A 21577-nucleotide genomic window follows, 5' to 3' on the forward strand; every position below is an offset into this window, starting at 1 on the left:
GGCGCGGCGCCGGTCAGGCGGCCGGCGCGTCGGCGGTGAACTGGCCGATCCGGAAGATCACGAACTCGGCCGGGTAGGTGGGGGCGACCCCGATCAGGCAGATCATGCGGCCGTTGTCGATGTCGTTCTGGGTCATCGTGGTGCGGTCGCAGCGGACGAAGAACGCCTCCTCCGGCTTGCTGCCCATCAGCGCGCCGCTCTTCCAGGTGACGAGCAGGAAGTCCTCGACGGACTGCCGCACGGACGCCCAGAGCCGCTCGTTGTTCGGCTCGAACACGGCCCACTGCGTGGACTTGTCGATGGAGTGCTCGAGGTAGATGAAGAGCCGGCGGACGTTGACGTACTTCCACTCCGGGTCCGAGCTCATCGTCCGCGCGCCCCACACCCGGTGGGACCGGCCCTCGAAGAAGCGCAGCGCGTTGATGCCCTCCGGGTTCAGCACGGCCTGCCGGTCGTAGGTGACGTTGGTGACGAACTCGCCCATGCCGTGGACCACTTCGTTGGCCGGGGCCTTGAACACCCCGCGCTCGGTGTCGCTGCGGGCGTAGATCCCGGCGACGAACCCGGAGGGCGGCACGTCCAGCATCGGGACGGGTGCGCCCGGGTCGGGGCGCCGGGTGGGGTCGGTGATCCGCAGCCACGGGTAGTAGAGGGCCGCGTAGCTGCTGTCGAACTGGGCCCGGAAGCGGCGCACTCCGGAGATCGCGCTGTCCTTCGGCGGGTCGACGATCGCCATCCGGTAGCGCAGCTGCTCGCAGTGGGCGATCAGGCCGTCCACCGCCTCCTGCTGCTGCGGTTCGGGCTGGTCGACGGTGTCGGGCACGGCGACGACGGCGATGTCGTCGACCTCGCCGAGCGCGGCCAGGCCGGTGGCGGGCCGGTTGAGGTCGTCCGGGTCGGCGGGCTCGCCCAGCAGGTCCGCGACGCCCGGGTCCAGGCCGTCACCGCCGCCGAGGAGGAAGCCGGGGTGCGCGGCGTCGAGCGACAGCAGGGCGGTCAGCCGGTCCCCGGCGGTGGGCGGCGCCGCCGCCAGCGGGACCGGCGGGCCCACCAGCGGCGGCGGGACCGCCGGGGTCACCGGGGTCACGGGGGCGGCTGCGGCGGCCGCCGTCAGGTCGGCCAGCCAGACCAGGGAGAACTCGTCGGCCGGCTCCTTCGCACCGAGCACCCTGGTCACCGCGCGCGGGTGCCGTTCGTCCAGTTCGAGCTCGTTGTAGACGTCCAGCCGGTCCGCGCCGGAGCGGACGGTGACGGCCAGGGTGATGTGGAAGGCCGCCGTGCCCGCGGCCGGCGGGTCGACGTCGGTGCCGTTCGCGGCCAGGTAGCCGAGGCTGCCGTCGGCGGCCCGGGCCACGATCCGGACGTCGGCGGCCCGCGGCTTCGTCCGGTCGTCGGGCGCCGGGGGCCTGCCCCCGGCCAGCGGCAGCACCTCGACGGCCGCGCCCGGCTGGACCCCGGTCAGCCGGAGGGCGGCCGCGCCGTTCGCGGTGGCGGGGATCAGCACGTTCTTGCTCCGCCGGAACGCCACCGCGACGCTGATGCCGGCTCCGGCCAGCCCGGGCCAGCGGGCCCACCAGCGCAGCACCGCGGTGCCCGTCGACGGCACCGTCAGCGAGGCGAAGTTGGCCGGGCCGTCGACCACCGGGGTGGCGTCGGTCGTCCGGACGAAGGAGAACACCCGGGAGACGTACAGCCGGCGCCCGCCGTTGGCGAAGAAGGCGCGGGCCGCCAGGGCCAGCCGGCAGGGGGTGCCGTCGCCCAGGGTCAGCCCGCCGAAGGCGCGCTCGTACTCGGTGAAGCTGGTGACGAGCGTCGGGCCGGGCACCAGGACCCGCCCGTTGGCCAGGTACGGCACCGGGCCGTAGGCGGTGCGCCCGGCCATGCCGAAGGTGCTGGTCGGCACCCCCTCGATCGACCGGGAGCGGAAGCTGGTCTCCTCGACGTAGACGCCTGGGGTCAGGTACTCGGGCATGCACGGGCCTCCTCGGTCGCGGGTCGGGTGCTGCGGCGCGGGCGCCGCGGGCCGGCTGTCACGGGATCAGCCGTGCGGCAGGTCGGTCTCGGGGAGCACCCGGCCGACGGTCAGGCTCCGGACGGCGTCCCGCGTGGCGGTCCGGTAGCCCGGGGGCGCGGCGACGCCGCGCAGCACCGGGTTGTCGAGGTCCCCGGGCGCGGGCGGGGCGTGGCTGCGGGCGACCTCCTCGACCACCAGGTCGGCCAGCGGGTCCCGCGGATCGACCGGCGGCGGGTGCGCCGGGTCCGGGACGGCGGTGCGCAGCGCGACGTCGAGGGCGGAGGGCGGCGGGTGCGGCAGCCCGCCGATGCCGTCCACCAGCAGCAGGACCTGGCCGAACTGGTCGCCGTGCGCCCAGCCGATCCGCACCCCGCCGGCGCCGAAGGCCTCCACCCGCGGCCAGCGCACCGGCCGGCCGCCGAGGGTGACGCGCAACCGCAGGCCGGTCAGGCCGCCGGTCACCGGGTACGCCGCCCCGGGGAGCAGCCAGGGGCGCAGCAGCCGGGAGGCGGCCGGCACGTAACCGGCGGTGGGCGGGCGGTCGTCGGCGCCGGTGAGCTCGTCGAGCGCCCAGAGCGGCACGCGGAGGCGGCGCGGGACGAGGCGGCGGGCCGGGTCGTCCAGCCGGAGCAGGACGCTGCGGCCGCGGATGCCGCCGGGGCCGTGGCGGAGCACCCAGCCGGAGGCGCCGTGGTTCTCCAGGGGACGCACCGCGCCGCCCGGGTGCGGGGCCTCGTACCCGACGCGGAGGCCGGCGGCGGGCGCGGTGGTGCGTGCGTCGAGCGGGCGGACGGCCAGCGCGAGCCGGTGCCGCACCGCCACCGGGCCGGCGTCGACCTCGATCGTGGCGGCGGCCGCGGCGGTGACCGCGCCCGCGGCGGCCGCCCCGTCGCGCCGGCGGGCGCCGGCCGTCACCGCGGGATCCCGGAGAGGCGGGCGGCCACCGTGGTGACCTCCTCGGCGCGGGGCTGGCGTGCGCCGTCGATGCGCACCACCCGGGCCAGGTAGGGCAGGCAGAGCCGGTAGTCGGTGCTCATCGCCTGGAACGCCTCGCTGAGCGAGTCCATCGCGAGCTCGTCCGAGACGACCTGGACCGTGTCCCCGGGCTCCCAGTCGCCGCTCGGGTCGAGCAGCGGCCCGGTGAGGATGCTCTCGTCCTCCAGGGTCCGCGCCACCAGGCCGAGCCACTCCAACTCGGCCTCGACGAACTGGTCCCAGGCGGCGATCATCATGTGCATCCGCAGCGGCAGCCGCGGCACGCCGTCCTGCGCGGAGACGGCGCCCCAGCCGGCCCGGGTCTCCCGGTCGATGCTGAGCCGGTAGCAGTACACGGAGACGGCCGGGTGGCGGATCACCGCACCGGCGGTGTCCACCTGCTCGAAGTCCAGCGGCCCGGCGAGGACGGCGAGCGGCCGCCGCCCGGCGCCGTCGGGGATCTCCTCCTCGAAACGCCGGTTCAGCAGCGCGACCACGCTGCGTCCGACGGCGGCGAGTGCCCGGTATCCAGCCATGGTCCGATGCTCGGCCCCGGACGTCACCGCAGCGTTGCCGCCGGCCGGCGATGGCCGGGCGACGGTGCGGTGACACCGCCCGGCCCAGACTCGACGGGCCGCCCGCTCCCGCACCCGGGAGCTCCCCCAGCACCGCGGAGACGCCATGAGCTACGAGACCACGCATCCTCCCGGACACTCCGGCTGCTGCGACGCGGACGCCATCGACGCGCTCGCCTGCAAGGCGCAGGGCATCCGGCGACGGGCCGACGTCATCCAGGAGAGCCTCAAGACCCTGGAGCCCTTCAAGGCCGCCTTCTCCACCGCGAAGAAGGACTACGGCGCCGCCCGCACCGCCGCCGGGCACGACGTCAAGACGGCCGACGCCCAGCTGAAGGCGATCCGCGAGCAGCTGCGCTGCCGGCTCGACGAGGAGCAGCGCGACTGCGCCGAGCGTTCGGAGCAGAAGGTGCAGACCCGGATCGAGGCCTGTGCCGGGGAGCCCGGCTGCCGCGAGTTCCCGTGCGAGTTCGGCACCGAGGGGCACAAGGACGACCCGACCGGCAAGCTCGCGGGGCTGATCGCGCACTACCGCAGCGAGATCGACGCCGCCTCGGCGTTCTTCCTTGAGCTGGTCGCCGAGCAGACCGCGCTGCCGCAGCGCGCCGCCCGGCTGAAGGCGGACGCGGCCCAGCTCACCGCCGACGCGGCCGACCCGAACCGCAGCCCGCTGGAGCTGTACGTGCGCCTGCTGGTCCTGGACCGGGCCGCCAAGGGCGTGTGGAACGGCTTCCCGGGCGTCCAGGAGTACGTCGACTGCCTGTGCCGGACGCTGCTGCACGTCCTGAAGGGCTGGGAGGCGGTGGCCGTCCTGGAGGGGTGGCGGGCCGTGCGGGCGTGCCAGGACCAGGGGCGGGAGGCCCGTTGCAAGCAGCTGCGGGAGCACACGGTCGAGGAGGTGATGGCGGAGGCCGCCAAATGCCTGGGCGACTGCGGCCCGCACGGCGGCTCCTCCGGGCCGTACTCCCCCAAGCCCTGCTGAGGGGGCGCCACGGCGGTCGGCGGCCGGGCCGGTTCCCGGGCGGGGCCCGGGTCGGCCCGGACGCGCGCACCGCGTCGCCGGGCCGGCCGTCGGGCAGGTCCTGGTCCTGGTCGTCTGCCACCTGCGGTGACCGCGGGCCGGGGCGGCGGCGGGCCGGCCGCGCGCCGTCAGGACCGGTCGTCCTCCCTGGCCCAGGCTCCGACGCCGAGGCGCCCGGTGGTCCCCAGGTCGAGTTCCGGGGTGAGCATCACGGGGGCGGCGCCCTCGCCTGCGCGCACCCGCAGGTAGGTGGCGTTCACCGGGTCGCTGCCGGCCTCGGCGGTGTTGCGCCACACCAGGGTGGTGCGGGCTCCCTCGCCGGGCCGCAGCGCGATCTCCTGCGGCGGGTTGTCCGCACCGGTGCCGCTCGCGATCGCGGCGCCGCCGGACAGGACCCGCACCCCGTCGATCGGCCGGTGCTTCAGGTCGAGCGGCTGCAGCCGGGGGTAGCCGTTCACGGTCACCGTGGAGTCCCCGCAGTTGCGCAGGTGCAGGCCCATCACCCGCAGGCCCATCGCGGCGTCGCCCTCGTCCGCGTACAGCCGCAGGCCCGACGCCGGGCACGGGCCGCCGGGCCGCGGGGCCTCGGCGGTGGGCACGCTGCGGACCTTGGAGACCTTCACCTGCCGGGCCGCGCCGGGCGTCGTCCGGATCGGGCCGAGCGGCCCGGTCGCGACGTCCCCCGGCCGCGACGTCGGGCGCCCGTCCAGGTCGATCCGGCCGGTCGCGGTGGCCCCCGGGGCGAGCCCGGTGGCGGTGCGCGTCTCGGTGTCCAGCACGCCCCCGTCCGCCGCCAGCCGGCTGAACAGCACGGTGACGTCGGCGGGCCCCTCGGCCGGATCACCGGTGTTGGTCACCTCGTACTCCGCGCAGGACGCGCCGGCCGCGGTGATCCGCGCGGTGGCCGGCGCCCGCCCGTCCGCCGACTGCGCGGAGGCCGCCGGCCCCGGGGCGGCCGACGACCCCGGGGGCGAGGACGGTGCGGACGACGACGCGCCGCACGGACCGGTGCCACCGGCGGACGCCGGGGCGAGCCCCGACCCGGAGCCGCAGCCCGTGAGCAGCGCGGCGCCCACCGCGAGGGCCGCGGCGGCCGCGACGGGGCGGAGCACCGGGAGCGAACGGGGGGACCTCTCGAACTGACGCATCATCCGATGCGATCACGACCCGGCCCGATCGGCAGTGACCCGCACCACTTCGTGGGCAACGGACCTGCAACACTCCGGCTCCGCCCCCGGCCCGCGCGGGCCCGACGGGTGATGTTCCGGCGGCGCGGCGGGCCGCCGCGCCGGTGCCGCGACACCCCCCGCCGATACTGCGGGCATGACACCCACCCGCCCGAAATCCCTGCTCCGCCTGGCCGCGCTCACCGCGGTCACCGCCCTCGTCGCCGTCAGCGCCCCGGCCACCACCGCCGGCGCCACGGGTGAAACCGACCGCCACCGCCCCTGCGTCGGTTCCCCGGCGCCCGAGCGCGGGCCGGCGCTGGACGCGCTGCGGATCGCCGAGCAGGCCAAGGAGGAGCTGGACCTCAAGTCGGTGATCCTGCGGGTCACCGCCGACGGCCGCGAGGTCCTCACCGCCGCGCTCGGCGAGTCCATGACCGGGGTTCCGGCCCGGCCCGACATGCACTTCCGCAACGGCAACGTGGCGATCAGCTACATGGGCACCGCGCTGCTGCGGCTCGTCGACGAGGGGGTGGTCGGCCTCGACGACCCGGTCTCCCGCTGGCTGCCCGACCTGCCGCACGGGGACGCCATCACCCTGCGGATGCTCGGCGCCTCCACCACCGGCCTGGTCGACTACGTCAAGGCCCCCGGCTTCGGCGAGGCGGTCTACGCCGACCCGTTCCGCCAGTGGACGGCCGAGGAGCTGGTGGCCATCTCCACCGGCCTGCCGCGGCTGTACGAGCCCGGCGCCAACTGGAGCTACTCGCACGCCAACTTCGTCCTCCTCGGCGCCGCGCTGGAGAGGATCACCGGCACCCGGCTGGACGTCCTGCTGCAGCAGAAGATCATGGACCCGCTCGGCCTCCACGAGACCCGCAACAGCTACACGCCGGACATCCCGACCCCCGTCCTGCACGCCTTCACCTCCGAACGCGGCACCTACGAGGAGTCCACCTTCTGGAACCCGTCGTGGACCACCGCCCCCGGCGCGGTGCAGACCACCGACATCTGCGACCTCGCCCGCGGGGCCGTCGGCATCGGCGCGGGCGAGCTGCTCTCCCCCTCCTCCTACCGGCAGCTGCTGAACCCGGGGACGGTGGGCCTCGGCCACCCGACCGACACGTGCGCGGCGGACGTCTGCATCCCGCAGACCGAGGCCACCCACTACGGCATGGGTGTGGTGGTGCTGGACGACTGGATCTCCCAGCACCCGCTGTTCTTCGGGTACTCCGCCTCCCAGGACTACCTCCCGTGCGAGCACCTGGCGATCGCCGTCTCCACCACGAACGGCCCGAAGGCCCCCGGCGGCCACACCGCCCACACGATCGCCCAGCGGATCGCCGCGGCCCTCGCCCCGGGCCACCCGATCCCCGACTTCGGCTGACCCCACCCGCTCCCCGCCCGCGGCCCGGGCCCTCCCCCCACCGGGCCCGGGCCGCGCCCGTACGGCCCGGGGGCCGGCCCGTCCCGGCAACTCCCCACGATCCTGCCGGTTCTGACGCCCTGCTAGGGTCCGGATCCGTGACGGACAGGGTGCACCAGCAGTACGAGGCCATGCGCGACCACTTCCGGCGGGCCGCCGACCGGCGCGGATTCACGCTCGACCCGGCCCAGGAGGCCCCGGTCGAACGGCTCAGCCGGCTGGCCGGCGAACTCGCCCACCCGGCCTGGCGGTTGCGCCGGCCGCCGCGCCACCTCTACCTCTGGGGCCCCGTCGGCCGCGGCAAGAGCTGGCTGGTGGACACCTTCCTCGACGGCCTGCCGACCCCGCGCAAGCGGCGGCTGCACTTCCACGACTTCTTCCGCCGCCTGCACGAGGGCGTCGCCCACCACAGCGGCGCCAGGGCCTCGGACGGTGCCGCGGTGGACCGGGCCGTGGACGAGCTGCTCGGCGACTGCCGGATCCTCGTCTTCGACGAGTTCCACGCCCACGACGCGGGCGACGCCATGCTCGTCGCCCGGCTCTTCCGCACCCTCCTGGAGCGGCGGATCACCCTCGTCAGCACGTCCAACTACCCGCCCGCCGGGCTGATGCCCGACCCGCTCTACCACCACCTCTTCGAGCCGACGATCCGGCTGATCGAGGAGCGGATGGACGTGCTCGACGTCTGCGGGACGACCGACTTCCGGCGGTCCCGGCCGGCCGGTGCCCACGGGTTCGCGCTCGGCGCCCGGCTGCGCCCCGGCGACGAGGCCTCGGCCGGTCTCACCCGGCCCCGCCCCGAGGAGGCCGGGCCGGTCACCGCCCACCACCGCGAGCTGCCGGCCCTGGCGGTCCGCGACGACCTCGTCTGGTTCGGCTTCGAGGAGCTCTGCGAGGGCCGCACCGCCGTCCAGGACTACCTCGCGCTGGCCGAACGCTTCCCCGCCCTCGTCCTGGACGGCGTCCCGCCGCTCGTCGAGGCGTCCCCGGACGGCCGCCGGCGGTTCGCCAACCTGGTCGACGTCCACTGCGACCGCGACGTCCCGCTCATCCTCATCGGCGCCGACCCGCTCGCCGGCCTCGCGGACGGCTCCACCCTGATGCGCGACCTCGACCGCACCGCCAGCCGCCTCGCGCTGCTCCGGCAGCCGGCCCCGGACGCCGTCCGCTGAGCACCCGGTCACGGCCGTCGGGCGCGGCGGGCCGTGGCCGTCACGGTGGTCGTGCGACGGACGGCGGGAGCGGCGCCCGTACGCTGTCGGGCGCCGCTCCCCGCCGGTCCTCGCGCGTCGCGCCGCGGGTGCTACTTGACGCCGGCCGCCGCGCAGGCGTCCGCGTACTGCGGGGTGCAGATGTCGGCGGCCTTGTAGAGCCCGCCGCCGACCACGGTGACCGCGACCTTCGGCTTGGTCACGACGATCGGCGTGAGCAGCAGTGAGGGGATGTGCTGCCCGGCGCTGACGGTGTCCGAGCTCGCGACCGTGCTGATGTCCAGGCCCTCGACCAGCTGGACGGCGATGCTGGCCGCCGCGTCCGTCTCGGGCTTGTACGGCTTGTAGATCGTGAAGGCCTGCTCGCCGGTGAGGACCCGGCGCACCGCGTCGATGGAGGCGTCCTGGCCGCCGACGGGCACGTTCTTGATGCCGGCCGACTTCAGGGTGTCGATGATCGGACCGGCCATGCCGTCGTTGCCCGAGTAGACGGCCTGGATGCCGTCCTTGCCGAGGCTCTTGATCGCCTCGCCCATCTTCGCCGCGGCCACGTCCGGCTTCCACTCGCCGGACTGCTCGTAGGCGATCTTCTTGACCTTGCCGTCCAGCGCCCGGTGCGCGCCCGCCTTGAAACTGGCGGCGTTCGGGTCCGAGTCGGCACCGTTGATCATGACCACGTTGGCGGCCGCGGCCTTCGGGCCGAGCGCGTCGAGCAGGGCCTGGCCCTGGAGTTCGCCGGTCCGCTCGTTGTCGAAGGAGACGTACGCGGCGACCTTGCCCTCGGCCAGCCGGTCGTACGCGACGACCTTCACGCCCTTCGCCGCGGCGGCCTCCACCCACGGCGCGGTGGTCTTGGAGTCGACCGGGTCGAGCAGGATGACCTTGACGCCCTTGGCCAGCAGGTCGTCGAACTGCTTCTTCTGGGCGGCCGCGTTGCCGTCCGCGTTGGCGTACTCGACCTTGCAGTCCGGGCACAGGCCCGCCACACCGGCCTTGATCAGCGGCGCGTCGAACGCCTCGTAGCGGGTCGAGGAGGAGTTCTCCGGCAGCAGCAGACCGATGGTGCGGTCGTTCCCGGCCGCCTGGGGCTTCTGCGTCGCATCGCCCTGCCCGCAGGCGGCGAGGGTGAGCGCCAGGGACATCACGGCCGTGCCCTGGGCCGCGCGACGCATGGGTCTGTTCATGTGGGGGGTGCCTCCTGTCCTGTGCCGCACCGGTGCAGCGACAGAGGAGGGAGTCAAGCGCCACCGGGCCGTCACGTCAATAAGTGAAGGAGTCTTCGTTATTTCCGCTGTCCAATTCGTTATGGATGAACGATCGCCCGCGGATCGCCGCAGGTGGCGTTCCGGGCCCGCTTTCATGAGGTCAACTCTTGGGCTTGCATCGCGTCAGCCGGGGGTGACGGCGACCGGCCGGTGAGAGGGTGTCGCGGACGCTTCCGACCCTCACCCGCGCCACCGATCCACCCTTTCCCCGGACGCGGGGACGCCCCCCCGGGGCGACCGGCGGCCGGGCCGACGCGCGACGCCCCGGTGCCCGACGCTCCGTCACCGCTCTTGCACCGCACCGCACCGCGGTCCGCCCGCCGCCGCGCGGCGTGTCGGGTGGCAGGCCGCACCCCACGGCGGAAGGGTGACCGACAGGGGGCTCCACCGGGGGCCGCCAGTGGAAGGAGCGAGAATGCCCGAGGTCACCACTCCGTACGCGACCGGCACCCCGTGCTGGGTCGACCTGATGGCCAAGGACCAGCAGCAGGCGCTGGACTTCTACCGCGACCTGCTGGGCTGGCAGGGGCAGCCCGGCCCCGCCGAGTTCGGCGGGTACGCGGTCTGCGAGCTCGCCGGGAAGGCCGTCGCCGGTATCGGCCCGGCGATGGCCCCCGAGGGCATGCCGGAGCCGCCGACCGTCTGGACCAGCTACCTGGCGAGCAGCGACGCCCAGGCCACCCAGGACGCGATCGTCGCCGCGGGCGGCACCCTGATCGTTCCGGTGATGGACGTCGGCGACCTCGGCCGGATGCTCGTCGCCGCCGACCCGCAGGGCGCCGTCTTCGGCGTCTGGCAACCCGGCACCTTCTTCGGCGCCCGGATCGTCAACGAGGCCGGCGCGCTCACCTGGAACGAACTGCACACCAGCGACGTCGCGGCCGCCACCGCCTTCTACGGCGAGGCCCTCGGCATCGAGGTCAAGCGGATGGAGGACGCCGAGGTCGACTACTGGGCGCTGAACGTGGGCGACCGCGCCGTCGGCGGCGCCACCCTGCTCGCGAACGACCCGCCCGGCACCCCCGCCCACTGGCTGACCTACTTCGCCGTCGACGACGTGGACTCCACCGTCGACGCCCTCGTCAAGCGCGGCGGCACGGTGCTGGCCCCGCCGTTCGACATGATGGCCGGCCGGATGACGGTGGTCGCGGACCCGCAGGGCGCCCCGTTCGCGATGATCAGGCCGACCCCGATGTAGACCCGGCACACCCGGCCCGGGCACCCCGACGGCCGCTGACGGTCCCCTCGCGGGGGCGGTCAGCGGCCGTCGCGTTCGCTGACCAGCACGCGGTTGCCCAGGTGCTCGCTGCAGTAGCCGACGTCGGCCAGGAGCGCCGCGACCCGCAGGGTGAGCTGGAAGGGCCGGGAGCGGACGTCGGCACCGCTGTGCGGCCGGCTCCCGGCGGACGCGGGCGGCTCGGCGGACGCGGACCGCAGGCCGTCCCGCCAGGAGACCGTCACGCCGTGGGCGTGGTTGACCACCATCATGCCCTCCGTCCCGCCCGCGCCGTCGGCGATCGGGAACCCCGCCCCGCGCAGCGTCGCGGTGACCGATTCGGACAGAACGCGATGGATTGGCATACGACAAGGCTAGATGATGGATGCCGAATGAACAGATGGTGAATGACCGAGGGCGGCCTTCCGAGTGACCCGACCGTCCCGACCTGGGCGGCAAGGGCCCGGGCGGGACGTCACGGCTCACCGAGCCGCCGTCAACTCCCGTTCGAAGACCTGCCGGAAGCCGTTCGGCGCGCGCCCGGTGAGCAGCCGGACGGTGTCCGTCGTGCGGTCCTCCGCACCGGCCGCGATGGCGCGGTCCAGGTCCGCCAGCAGCCCGGCGAAGGCCGGCGGCATCAGCGCGGACAGCCTCTCCCGCAGCTCCCCGTGGGTCAGACGGTGGTGGACCACCGTCCGCCCGGTGACCTCCGCGACGACCGCGGCGACGGCGTCGTGGCTGAGCGCCTCCGGCCCGGTCAGCACGAGGTCGCGGTCGGGTGCGCGCTCGTCGGTCAGCGCGTGCGCGGCCACGGCGGCGATGTCCTCGGCGTCGACGAAGCCGACCCGCCCGGCCCCGGCCGCCGTCAGGATGGTGCCGTGCTCCCGGATGCTCCGGGCGTGGAGGTGCTCACCGGTGAAGTTCTGCATGAACCAGGAGGGCCGCAGCACCGCCCACTCCTCGAAGAGCTCCGGCAGCGCCCGGTGCACCTGCCCCACCGCGGGCCCTCCCTCGGGCACGGCCGAGGAGCTGAGGAGCACCGCGCGCCGCACACCGGCGGCACGGGCGCGGCGCAGGAACGGCAGCATGACCGGCAGTGGGTCCGGCTCGCCGACGGGCGGGACGAGGTAGACGCGGTCCGCCCCGGCCACGGCGTCGGCGAAGGTGGCGGGGTCGTACCAGTCGAAGCGCACCGACTCCGCGGCGGCCGAGGGCGTTCCGACCGACTCCGCACCGACCGAGGGCGCGGCGGACGAGGGCGCACCGGCCGCCTCCGCGGCGGACGACGGGGCGTCGACCCACGGTGCGCCGCGGCGGCCGGCGGCCCTGACCCGGTGTCCGCCGGCCAGCAGCCGCGCGGCCGTACGGCTCCCGGTGGTGCCGGTGGCCCCGATGACGAGCGTGGTGCCGGTGCCGCTCATCGGGCCGCACCCCCGGCGAAGCCGAGGCCGGGCTGCTGGACGGCGAGCGGGTTCCAGTAGTCGCGGTAGGAGGTGAACCGCCCGCCCCGGGCGGTCACCACGGCGACGTAGGTCATGTCGAAGGGGCCGCCGGTCCGCACCAGCCGACCCACCCCGCGCATCTCCACCACGATGGTCTCCGCGTCCGCGGTCCGGTGGATCTCCAGGTCCGGGAAGTCGTGCAGCTCGATGTGCTCGGGGTAGTCGCGCATGTAGGCGGCGATCTCCGCCCTCCCCGTCAGCCTCCGCGGCCAGCCCGGCGGCGCGAAGGGGAACTCCATGACGCCGTCCTCGGCCCAGAGCGCGACCCAGCCGGGGACGTCCTGCTCCAGGAGCAGACGCAGGCCGTGGCGGAAGAGCTCGACCGGCGGAGTGCCGGCCGACGGCGGGAGGTCGACCGACGGTGGGGTGTTCGCGGGCATGGGTGCCTCCGTCGCATAAGATACGGACCGGCGGTCCGCTTCAGTGAAAGATACGGACCGCCGGTCCGTATCGCAACCGGAGGTGGACCCGCCCATGCCCGTCAGCGCACCCGATCCCTCAGTTCCGCCCGAGCGCAAGCCGCGCAAGGACGCCGTCCGCAACCGGGCGGCCGTCCTCGCGGCCGCCGACACGCTCTTCACCGGCTCCCGGCGGCCCGAGGACGTCACCATGTCCGACGTGGCCGCGGCCGCCGGCGTCGGCAAGGGCACGCTCTTCCGGGCCTTCGGCGACCGCACGAGCCTCATCCGCGCCCTCTACCAGGAGCGGCTCGGCCCCCTGACCGCCGCCGTGGCGGAGGGCCCCCCGCCCCTGGGGCCCGCCGCCACGCCCGCCGAACGCGTACCCGCCCTGCTCGACGCGCTGCTGTGCTTCAAGCTCGACCACCGGCACCTCGCCCTCGCCCTGGAGGGCACCGGAGCCGACAGCCCCTACGGCACCGAGCACTACGCCCACTGGCACGCCCTCCTCCGCGACCTGCTGACCGGGCTGCTCCCCCCGGCGGAGGCCGACTTCACGGCCCACGCCCTCCTCGCCGCCACCCGCGCCGACCTCGTCGAGCACCTGGCCGGCGAGCTGGCCACCCCCCGCGAGGAGCTCCGCGCCCGGCTGGCCGCCCACACCGCCAGGCTCCTCCCGTGACCGGACGCGGCGCGCCGGGCGTCCGGTATCGTGACAGGGCTCGGGGAGGGGGTAGAGGTGGCGGCAGCAACGACCGGCGGGCCTGATCAGCCGACCGACCGCGCCTCGGCGATCGCCGGCAGGCTGGACCGGCTGATGGCCCGGGAGGCGGCCAGGTCCGGTGGACGGCCCCCGGCGTACCGGGAACTCGCCGACCGCATCAACCGCCTGGCGGGCCGGGACGTCATCTCGCGGGACACCGTCCGCAACCTGCACCTGGGCCTCAACCAGAAGGGGCAGGCCTCCAACCCCACGGTGGAGACGTTGGACTGGCTCGGCCGGGGGTTCGGCATCAGCGCCGGCGCGAGCTACTTCCTGGACGACGCCAGGGCCGCCGTGGTGGACGAGCAGCTGGAGCAGCTGGAGCGCATGGGCGAGCTGCGGCAGGCGCTCGGCAACGACGGGGTCGTCAACCTGGTCCAGCGGGCCTCCTCGCTGTCGAACGGCAGCCTGCGGGTGCTGCTGGCCCTCGCCGACAACCTGCGCCAGGTCGAGGAACAGGCGGCGGAACGGACCAGGCGTCCGGCTGACGGGGCGGCGGACGGGTCGACCGGCAAGGCGACCGGCCCCACGGCCGACGGGACATGACCGGGGTGCAGGTACGCCCCGGCCCCGTGGCGGCCGGGGCCTGAGCCCCGCGCCGCGCAGCCCGCCCCGCACCCGCCCCGCCACCTCCGCCACCTCCCCGCCACCTCCGAAAGAGCCTCCTGCCCATGGCGTTCCCCCGCGGCCTGCGCCGGCGATGCGAGCGGCGCCTCGCCGGTCTCCGACTGCCGGACCCCTTCACCGTGGAGGCGTTCCGGGCCGCCCTGGAACGGCTCCGCGGGCGCCCCATCGTCCTGGAACCGCTGCCCGCCCTCGGCGCCGACCTGCCCTGCGGCCTGTGGATCGCGCTGCCCAGCATCGACGTCGTCTACTACGAGGAACGCACCAGCCCCGCGCACCAGGACCTGATCAAGCTCCACGAGCTCGGCCACGTCCTGTGCGGGCACCAGGGCTCCCTCGACCTGTCCCGGCTGGCCTCCCTGCTGCCCGACCTGACCCCGGAGCTCGTCGGCGAGGTCCTCGGCGCGGGCCGGACCAGCTACGAGACCGCCGAGGAGCAGGAGGCGGAGATGATCGCCCTCCTGCTGGCCGGCCTGATCGGCACGGCCGCCGACCCGGGCCCGGGCCCCGGCCGCCTGGCCGAGAGCCTCGCGCACCCCGTACGCCCGCACCGGTGGAGGAACTCCTGATGCGCCCGCTGTTCACCTGGCTGATGCCGACGCTCGCCTGGAGCGTCGTGCTCTGGCGGACACCGTCGGCCTTCACCACCCGGGCCAACCGCTCGATCTGGGCGGGCTTCGCCGCGATCGCGGCCGGGCTCAGCGTCCGGCCCGCTGCCGTCGAGCGCGCCCTGGCGGAGCTGAGCGGCGTCCGGGACATCACGCTGCTGGTCAAACACCTCGCCGGAGTGGTGGCGGGCTACTTCATGCTGGAGTACGTCCAGGCCGTCCGCGGCCGTCCGCAGCGGCCCGGCGCCGCACGGGCCCGGATGCTGTTCACCGGCGCCGCCGCCGTCGCGCTCACCCTGCTCTTCCTCCTCGCCCTGCCACACGACCACGACGGCGCCTTCGGCATCGACGCGCACTACGGCGATCCCGGGGTCGAGCTGTACCTGGGGGTGTTCGACACCGTCTTCGCGGTCGCGGCCGCGCAGGCCGCCGTCCTGTTCTGGTCCAACCGGGCGAGCGTTCCGCCCGGCGCCATGCGCGCCGGGGTCACCTGCCTGGCGGCGGCGAGCGCCACCGGACTCGTCTACACGGTCTACCGCGTCTACTTCGTCCTCAGCAGCGGGGACTCCACCCGGCTCGACGCGGACGGGAAGCCCGTCCCGCTCACCGACACCGTCTCCGAACTGCTGCCCGCCCTCATGATCGTCCTGTTCGTGCTCGGCGTCACCATCCCGCCCACCCGCTCCCTGGCCGGCTACCTGCGCGACCAGTACGCGCTGTGGCGGCTCCACCCGCTCTGGGCGGACGTCACCACGGCCGTGCCGCAGGTGGTGCTGGGCACCCCCGGCAGCCGGCTGCGCGGTCTGCTGACGCCCGGTGACCGTTCCGTCGAGCTCGCGCACCGCGCCTTCGCCCTGCGTGACGCGGCGCTGGTCCTGCGGGAGGACTCCCCCGTCACCGGCGGATCCCCGGCGACCGGCACGGCCGGCGGCGCCGGGGGCGGCCCGGCCGTCGACACCAGGGCCGCCGCGGGCGCCGACGTCCACCTCGACGCGGGTGAGGGCCTCGCCCGCGTCGAGGCCCGCTGGCTGCGGACGGCCGTCCGGCACCGGGCCCGGGGCCTCGCCGCCCCCGCGCCGCCCGCCGTGCTCGACGCCACCGCCGGCGGGCGCTCGCTGCCCGAGGAGATCGCCTGGGTGCTCGCCGTCGCGGACGCCTACCGGGAGCTCGGCCGGAGCGGGGCCGAGGCGTAGGGCGGCGCGACGCGGGAGCGGTGGCCGAAGCGGGAGCGGTGGCGCGTCGTCACAGCCAGCCGCGCTGGGCCGCCTTCAGCCCAGCCTCGAACCTACTGGCCGCCTGGAGCCGTTCCATCAGCCCCGACATCTGCCGGCGCACTGTGCGGAGCGACACCCCCAGGCGCTTGCCCGCCGCTTCGTCCGTCATCCCCGAGGCCAGGAGCTTCAGCAGCTCCCGCTCCCCCTCGCTGATCCCGTCCTCGCCGGAGCCGACCCGCGCGGCACCCAGCGGAACGGCCGCCTCCCAGGTCTGCTCGAAGAGCGCGACGAGCGTGGCCACGATCCCGGGGGAGGTGGTGCACAGCGCTCCGCGCCGGGAGTTGTCCGGGTCGATCGGGACGAGGGCCGTCGTCCGGTCGAAGATCAGCAGCCGGGCGGGCAGCACGTGGCTGGTGCGGACCTCACCCCCGTGGTCGGTGGTCCACTGCGCGTACGCGAGCGTCGGCGGGTCGTTGCGGACGCTCTCCTGGTAGACCGCGCGCAACCGCACACCCCGGTCGAGGGCCTCCTCGTCCAGGGGCCGGGAGGCCTCCAGACTCGCCTCGGACTGGGCACCGCCCGGAATGATCGAGAGGCACTCCACCCTGAGCCCCCGGGTGAGGACCTCCAGCCGGGCCTGGATGGCGTCGAGTCCGAGGAGGCGCTCGTTTCCCTCCAGATTGGTGCCCGGCTGCAGCGCCGAGTACGAGGCGATGGCCCGGGCCGCAGCGGCCTTCCCGACCGCCAGTGCCCGGTGGTGCCGGGCCAGTTCCTCCTCCTCCTGCCGGCGCAGCAGATGTGCCAGCCCGACCTCCAGGCTGACGGCGCGGAGTCCGCCGACGGCCTCCCGGGACGGCGTCAGCAGGCCCAGTTCGACCAGCTGGTCGAGCGCCTCCCGCACCTCCGTCTCGGTCGTACCGACCCTTGCCGCGAGTTCCGCGACGCCACCGGAAGGCCCCTCCAGCATCTCCCGGTAGACGGCCTCCGTGCGAGTGTCCAGTCCGAAAACGTCCAGCACCGTGCATCCCCCAGCGTTACGTCGGTGTCGGCGAACCCCAACCATGACGATCATAATCGCCACCCTGTCGGTGAGATCAACCTCCCTTTCTCTTCGTCAGCCCGCCCGACACGGCGCTCCTATGAGCGCTCCTATGAGCGAGCCCGCGGGCGAAGGACCGGCACCGGCCCCGGGTAGGGCGAGGCGACCGGCCACCGGGGTGGCGATCGCAGTCGCCGCGCCCGTGGCAGCGGCCGGACCCACCGGGCGCCTCCGCGAGGGTCCGGACCCGGGCCGCTGTCACCAAGGTGCCAGGGCTCCTTGGTGCCAGGGCGGAGGCATTCCGCAGGGGTGTTCGGACCAGCAGGATGGTGCTCACCGGAAAGGGGCCGCGAGGGAAAGCGCCCCGGGACCGGCCCGAAGTCCAGTACCGAACCGTCCAGGGGGATCGCCATGTTCCGCACCGTCTCGTCGCTCGCCACCGCCACTCTCGCCGCCCTGCTGCTGCTCGCCGCCGCCCCGGCCGCGACCGCCGCGACCGCCCCGGTTCCGGCGGCCCCCACCGGCGTCGCCTCCTCGGTCATCGGGTGGGACTGAGCTCGATGCGGGTCGTGATGGCCCGTCTGAACCAAGCCCCGACCGCACGACCGCACGACCCGGCCCCGGCCACCGTCCAGGACCTGATCTGGGCGCACGCCCGGCCCTCCGAGGGTCTGGAGCACGTCCGGGCCGTGACCACGGACCGGTCGCTGGACCTCTACCTCTTCGTCCGGGCCGCCTCCACCGCGGCCGCGATGACCCAGATGCACGCGCTGCTGACCCGGGTCCACGGGCCGCTCGCCTCGCACGGCCTCACGCTCGACCGGCGCTGAGCGCCGCATCCGCCGGCGCCACGCCCGCCGCCGACACCGCGCCCGCCGCCGCCGACGCTGCCGCTGTCGCTGCCGCTGCCGCCGACGCCCTCGCGCCGAGCCCTCTCCTTCTCCACCCGCCGCCCTCCCGGGAGCCGTCATGCCCGCACGCCCTCGCCGCTCGACCCGCACCGCCGTCTCGGCCGCCGCCCTCGTCCTGTCCGCCGCCGCACTGACCGCCTGCGCCGCCGCGCAGGCGGACTCCCCCAAGGCCGCCGCGCCCGCCACCGGGACGCCCGCGGCCACCACGACTCCGCCGACGGACAAGCCCGTTGAGCCACCTACCGGCTCCGCGACGCCGACCGCAGGCGAGACCGCGCCGCCCCCGGCGGACCAGGCGGCCCCGCCCGTTTCCACGGCAGCGCCCGCACCGGCCACCAGCGCCCCCGGTGCGCGCGGCGGCACGAGTGCGCCCACGCCCCGCGCCTCCGCGGCACCCCCGGCCCCGGCGGCACCGCAGGGCGCGGGCACCGCGGCCCCGGAGACCCCGCTGACGGCCGCCGTCGCCCCGGCCGGACTCGCCAAGCTGCCGATCGCGTCGACCTTCGGGTGGAAGCCCGACGGCCCGCTCAGCAGCCAGGACATCCAGGGCCGGAAGATCACCCTCAACGAGTGCGCGGCCGTCTCCGGAGCCGCCACCTGGCAGCAGCAGGGCTACGTCAGCGCGGCCAGGAACCCGGCCGGGCAGCAGCTGTTCAGCTTCGCCACCCCCGAAGCCGCGCACGCCGCCTACCAGCAGCTCGTCACCGACATGGGCGCCTGCCAGACCGCGTCGCGGCAGTTGCAGGCCCGCCAGGGGGTCACCCAGGACGCAGCCGTCACCCGCACCGCCGAGACGTCCGACGGAACGTCATGGTCGCGACAGTGGACCGGAGTCGGCGGCATGTCGGCCCCCGACCGGCAGACCAACCACGTCTACGCGCTCCAGCAGGGCACCGCCCTCACACTCTTCCAGTTCGACGAGCTGGCGGAGCGCCCCGGCCCGACGCACGACACCGGCACCGACGCCGCGCTGCTCACCGCCCTGGCCGCGCTGGGCGCCCAGCACTGATCCCCGGGCCGCACCGCCCGCGCGGCTGCCCGTACCACCACTGACATCACCTCACCGCGTGCCGCGCCGATCCGTGCCCGGCACCGCGACCCAACACCCCTCTCACCTCGAAGGATTCGCCATGCCCGTTTCCAAGTCGGCCTCCCGTCTGTCCGCCGGCGTGCTCGCCGCCGCCTGCCTGACCGCCGTCGTCACGGCCACCGCCCCGGCAGCGCACGCCGACAGCGTGCTGTCCACCTACTACGCGGCCTCCTCCACCGGTTCCATCGGCAACGGCGCCGCCCCCGGCGGCCAGGTGACCCGCGGCCAGGTGCTGACCCGGGCCCAGGCCTGGGTGAACCAGGCGGTGCCGTACAGCACCAACGGCCTGACGGCTCCCTACAGCTGGTGGTCGGACGGGCAGACCGGCGGCCGCTACCGCCAGGACTGCTCCGGCTTCGTCTCGATGGCCTGGCAGCTGCCCGAAAGCCCCAACACGCTCGGCCTGCCGTCCTACTCCACCTCGATCGGCAAGTGGGACCTCCAGCCCGGCGACATCCTCAACAGCAGCGAACACGTGGTGATCTTCGCCGGCTGGCGCGACAAGAACGCCGGCACGTTCAACTACTACCAGGAGAGCAGCCGCAGCAGGCCCACGAACTTCAACACCGACGGCAACCTCAACGGCTCCTCGCTCTCCTCCCACCCCATGAGCAGCTACACCGCGCTGCGCTACAAGAACATCGTCGACTCCCCCTCGGTGTCGGGGTCGGGTTCGACGGTGGCGGCGTCGGCGACGGGCAACGGGGTGCACCTGAACATCATCGGCTCGGACGGCGGGATGTGGGCCACCGAGGGCGACTACGCCGCCGGGAACTGGACCGGCGCCTGGTCACCCCTGGGCGGATCCGGCCTCAAGGCCCTCACCAGCGTCACCATCGGCACCAGCATGCACGTCTACGCACTCGGCTCCACCGGCCGCGTCTACTCCATGGACGCCGACTACACCACCGGCCAGTGGAGCGGCACCTGGGTCGAGGTCCCCGGCGGCGCCGCCGGCGCCACCGCCCTCACCGCAACCGCCACCGGCAACACCGTCCACCTCAACATCCTCGGCGCCGACGGAGCCCTCTACAACACCGACGGCGACTACACCACCGGCCACTGGACCGGCGCATGGAACCGCATCGGCGGCTCCGCCCTCCAGGCCCTCACCAGCGTCACCATCGGCAACGTCGTCCACCTCTACGCCATCGGCTCCACCGGCCACGTCTACTCCATGGACGCCGACTACACCGCCGGCCGCTGGACCGACGCCTGGGTCGAGGTCCCCGGAGGCGCCGCAGGCGCCACCGCCCTCACCGCAACCGCCACCGGCAACACCGTCCACCTCAACATCCTCGGCGCCGACGGAGCCCTCTACAACACCGACGGCGACTACACCACCGGCCACTGGACCGGCAGTTGGAACCGCATCGGCGGCTCCGCCCTCAAGGCCCTCACCTCCACCCTCACCGGCAACACCGTCCACCTCTACGCCATCGGCGCCACCGGCACCGTCTACACCATGGACGCCGACTACACCGCCGGCCGCTGGAGCAACGCCTGGGCCGAAATCCCCGGCGGCGCCATCGCCGCCCACTGACACGGCGACACCCCACGGCCCCGCCCAGCCGCACGCCCTCCCCTGCCACGCCCTGACGGCACCGGCCGGATCTCCCCGGCCGGTGCCGCGGGCCGGCGCGCCCCTTCCGGGCAGCGCCCGCACGTACCCGGCACTTCACCCACCGCTCCCGAAGGGCTCCCGCTCCCGATGAAGACCCGCCTGCGCTCGATCCTGCCCGCCCTGGCCACCGCCGCCGCCCTGACCATCCCCGCCGTGGTCACCGCCACCCCCGCCTACGCCCTACTGCCCGACCGCACCTGCGGCACCGTCACCGACGCCGACAGCACCGCCGCCACCACCCTCAACGCCACCATGACCGGCAAGCTCGCCGGCTACATGAACGCCTACCGCGTCTCCTGCGCCCGAGCCATCGTCAACGCCACCCGCACCCGCGGCCTACCCGACCGCGCCGCCGTCATCGCCCTCACCACCGCCATCGTCGAATCCGACCTGCGCAACAACCCCAACAAACTCGACGCCACCAGCGTCGGCCTCTTCCAGCAACAGGACTGGTGGGGCACCGTGGACCAGCGCCTCGACCCCGCCTACGCCACCAACTCCTTCCTCAACGCCATGCTCAAGGCCTACCCCAACGGCAGCTGGCAGAGCCAGTCCATCGGCGTCGTCTGCCAGAAGGTCCAGGTCTCCGCCTACCCCGACCGCTACCAGCCCCAGGCCGCCGACGCCCAACGCATCGTCGACGCCATCGCCGCCGTGTCGGGGTCGGGTTCGACGGTGGCGGCGTCGGCGACGGGCAACGGGGTGCACCTGAACATCATCGGCTCGGACGGCGGGATGTGGGCCACCGAGGGCGACTACGCCGCCGGGAACTGGACCGGCGCCTGGTCACCCCTGGGCGGATCCGGCCTCAAGGCCCTCACCAGCGTCACCATCGGCAGCAGCATGCACGTCTACGCACTCGGCTCCACCGGCCGCGTCTACTCCATGGACGCCGACTACACCACCGGCCAGTGGAGCGGCACCTGGGTCGAGGT

22 protein-coding genes and 1 pseudogene are annotated in these 21577 nt (G+C 74.8%); 14 read left to right on the forward strand and 9 right to left on the reverse strand.

Translation table 11 applies throughout. From position 1 onward, the window contains the following. Nucleotides 1-13: 13 nt before the first annotated feature. The 3 genes from AB0N04_RS09165 to AB0N04_RS09175 form a co-directional block, all read right to left on the reverse strand. Nucleotides 14-1972, reverse strand: a complete 1959-nt coding sequence (locus tag AB0N04_RS09165; protein WP_360216146.1) for a phage tail sheath subtilisin-like domain-containing protein — start codon at nucleotides 1970-1972, stop codon at nucleotides 14-16. Nucleotides 1973-2038: 66 nt separating this feature from the next. Further along, nucleotides 2039-2929 (reverse strand): hypothetical protein, encoded by an 891-nt coding sequence (locus AB0N04_RS09170; protein WP_360216149.1) that lies wholly within the window; start codon nucleotides 2927-2929, stop codon nucleotides 2039-2041. Further along, nucleotides 2926-3525, reverse strand: coding sequence for a DUF4255 domain-containing protein (locus AB0N04_RS09175; protein ID WP_360216152.1), 600 nt, complete (start codon nucleotides 3523-3525; stop codon nucleotides 2926-2928). The genes AB0N04_RS09170 and AB0N04_RS09175 overlap by 4 nt, the downstream gene beginning before the upstream one ends. A 145-nt stretch (nucleotides 3526-3670) precedes the next feature. On the opposite strand from AB0N04_RS09175, the gene AB0N04_RS09180 reads away from it, so the two are divergent. Next, a complete protein-coding gene (locus tag AB0N04_RS09180) occupies nucleotides 3671-4546 on the forward strand; it encodes a hypothetical protein (RefSeq protein WP_360216155.1) in 876 nt (291 codons plus the stop codon). A 167-nt stretch (nucleotides 4547-4713) separates the two neighbouring features. Here the strand turns inward: AB0N04_RS09180 and AB0N04_RS09185 are convergent, their stop codons facing one another. Then, complete coding sequence (locus AB0N04_RS09185) at nucleotides 4714-5442, reverse strand: DUF4232 domain-containing protein (protein WP_360216157.1); 729 nt, start codon at nucleotides 5440-5442, stop codon at nucleotides 4714-4716. On the opposite strand from AB0N04_RS09185, the gene AB0N04_RS09190 reads away from it, so the two are divergent. The 3 genes from AB0N04_RS09190 (at nucleotide 5432) to zapE (ending at nucleotide 8349) form a co-directional block, all read left to right on the forward strand. Continuing rightward, nucleotides 5432-5728, forward strand: a complete 297-nt coding sequence (locus tag AB0N04_RS09190) for a hypothetical protein (RefSeq protein ID WP_360216160.1) — start codon at nucleotides 5432-5434, stop codon at nucleotides 5726-5728. The two genes, AB0N04_RS09185 and AB0N04_RS09190, sit on opposite strands and share 11 nt — an antisense overlap. Before the next feature lie 180 nt (nucleotides 5729-5908). Next, on the forward strand, nucleotides 5909-7138 hold the full coding sequence (locus tag AB0N04_RS09195) for a serine hydrolase domain-containing protein (protein ID WP_360216163.1): 1230 nt from the start codon (nucleotides 5909-5911) through the stop codon (nucleotides 7136-7138). 137 nt (nucleotides 7139-7275) lie between these two features. Next, nucleotides 7276-8349 carry a cell division protein ZapE gene (gene zapE, locus AB0N04_RS09200; RefSeq protein WP_360216166.1) on the forward strand — a complete coding sequence of 358 codons (1074 nt, stop codon included), beginning with the start codon at nucleotides 7276-7278 and terminating at the stop codon, nucleotides 8347-8349. Nucleotides 8350-8480: 131 nt separating this feature from the next. Here the strand turns inward: zapE and AB0N04_RS09205 are convergent, their stop codons facing one another. Beyond that, nucleotides 8481-9572 carry a substrate-binding domain-containing protein gene (locus tag AB0N04_RS09205; RefSeq protein ID WP_360216169.1) on the reverse strand — a complete coding sequence of 364 codons (1092 nt, stop codon included), beginning with the start codon at nucleotides 9570-9572 and terminating at the stop codon, nucleotides 8481-8483. 496 nt (nucleotides 9573-10068) lie between these two features. Between AB0N04_RS09205 and AB0N04_RS09210 the strand changes: the two genes are divergently transcribed. Beyond that, complete coding sequence (locus tag AB0N04_RS09210; RefSeq protein WP_360216172.1) at nucleotides 10069-10851, forward strand: VOC family protein; 783 nt, start codon at nucleotides 10069-10071, stop codon at nucleotides 10849-10851. 59 nt (nucleotides 10852-10910) lie between these two features. Here the strand turns inward: AB0N04_RS09210 and AB0N04_RS09215 are convergent, their stop codons facing one another. The 3 genes from AB0N04_RS09215 to AB0N04_RS09225 form a co-directional block, all read right to left on the reverse strand. Then, nucleotides 10911-11234: a hypothetical protein gene (locus AB0N04_RS09215; protein WP_360216175.1), complete on the reverse strand. Its 324-nt coding sequence runs from the start codon at nucleotides 11232-11234 to the stop codon at nucleotides 10911-10913. 117 nt (nucleotides 11235-11351) lie between these two features. Continuing rightward, nucleotides 11352-12290 (reverse strand): ergot alkaloid biosynthesis protein, encoded by a 939-nt coding sequence (locus tag AB0N04_RS09220; protein ID WP_360216178.1) that lies wholly within the window; start codon nucleotides 12288-12290, stop codon nucleotides 11352-11354. Beyond that, entirely contained in the window at nucleotides 12287-12751 is a 465-nt protein-coding gene (locus AB0N04_RS09225) for a nuclear transport factor 2 family protein (RefSeq protein ID WP_360216181.1), read from the reverse strand. Before AB0N04_RS09225 ends, AB0N04_RS09220 begins: the two co-directional genes overlap by 4 nt. A 94-nt stretch (nucleotides 12752-12845) precedes the next feature. On the opposite strand from AB0N04_RS09225, the gene AB0N04_RS09230 reads away from it, so the two are divergent. The 4 genes from AB0N04_RS09230 to AB0N04_RS09245 all read left to right on the forward strand — a co-directional run bounded on the left by AB0N04_RS09230 (nucleotide 12846) and on the right by AB0N04_RS09245 (nucleotide 15957). After that, on the forward strand, nucleotides 12846-13451 hold the full coding sequence (locus AB0N04_RS09230) for a TetR/AcrR family transcriptional regulator (RefSeq protein WP_360216184.1): 606 nt from the start codon (nucleotides 12846-12848) through the stop codon (nucleotides 13449-13451). Nucleotides 13452-13508: 57 nt separating this feature from the next. Then, nucleotides 13509-14078 (forward strand): hypothetical protein, encoded by a 570-nt coding sequence (locus AB0N04_RS09235; protein ID WP_360216187.1) that lies wholly within the window; start codon nucleotides 13509-13511, stop codon nucleotides 14076-14078. A gap of 125 nt (nucleotides 14079-14203) precedes the next feature. Then, on the forward strand, nucleotides 14204-14725 hold the full coding sequence (locus AB0N04_RS09240) for a regulator component (protein ID WP_360216190.1): 522 nt from the start codon (nucleotides 14204-14206) through the stop codon (nucleotides 14723-14725). Beyond that, nucleotides 14710-15957, forward strand: a complete 1248-nt coding sequence (locus AB0N04_RS09245) for an MAB_1171c family putative transporter (protein WP_360216193.1) — start codon at nucleotides 14710-14712, stop codon at nucleotides 15955-15957. The genes AB0N04_RS09240 and AB0N04_RS09245 overlap by 16 nt, the downstream gene beginning before the upstream one ends. A gap of 49 nt (nucleotides 15958-16006) precedes the next feature. Here the strand turns inward: AB0N04_RS09245 and AB0N04_RS09250 are convergent, their stop codons facing one another. After that, on the reverse strand, nucleotides 16007-16996 hold the full coding sequence (locus AB0N04_RS09250; RefSeq protein ID WP_360216196.1) for a helix-turn-helix transcriptional regulator: 990 nt from the start codon (nucleotides 16994-16996) through the stop codon (nucleotides 16007-16009). 432 nt (nucleotides 16997-17428) lie between these two features. On the opposite strand from AB0N04_RS09250, the gene AB0N04_RS09255 reads away from it, so the two are divergent. From AB0N04_RS09255 to AB0N04_RS09275, 5 genes and pseudogenes are all read left to right on the forward strand, one after another. Then, nucleotides 17429-17572, forward strand: a complete 144-nt coding sequence (locus AB0N04_RS09255; RefSeq protein WP_360216199.1) for a hypothetical protein — start codon at nucleotides 17429-17431, stop codon at nucleotides 17570-17572. 17 nt (nucleotides 17573-17589) lie between these two features. Continuing rightward, nucleotides 17590-17847 carry a hypothetical protein gene (locus AB0N04_RS09260; protein WP_363363831.1) on the forward strand — a complete coding sequence of 86 codons (258 nt, stop codon included), beginning with the start codon at nucleotides 17590-17592 and terminating at the stop codon, nucleotides 17845-17847. A 139-nt stretch (nucleotides 17848-17986) separates the two neighbouring features. Then, nucleotides 17987-18937, forward strand: coding sequence for a hypothetical protein (locus tag AB0N04_RS09265; RefSeq protein WP_360216205.1), 951 nt, complete (start codon nucleotides 17987-17989; stop codon nucleotides 18935-18937). A 121-nt stretch (nucleotides 18938-19058) separates the two neighbouring features. Beyond that, nucleotides 19059-20561, forward strand: a complete 1503-nt coding sequence (locus AB0N04_RS09270; RefSeq protein WP_363363834.1) for a hypothetical protein — start codon at nucleotides 19059-19061, stop codon at nucleotides 20559-20561. Between the two features lie 168 nt (nucleotides 20562-20729). After that, nucleotides 20730-21577: pseudogene (locus AB0N04_RS09275) on the forward strand (hypothetical protein); the annotation flags it as partial.

Source organism: Kitasatospora sp. NPDC051702, assembly GCF_040681575.1.
GTDB lineage: Bacteria > Actinomycetota > Actinomycetes > Streptomycetales > Streptomycetaceae > Kitasatospora.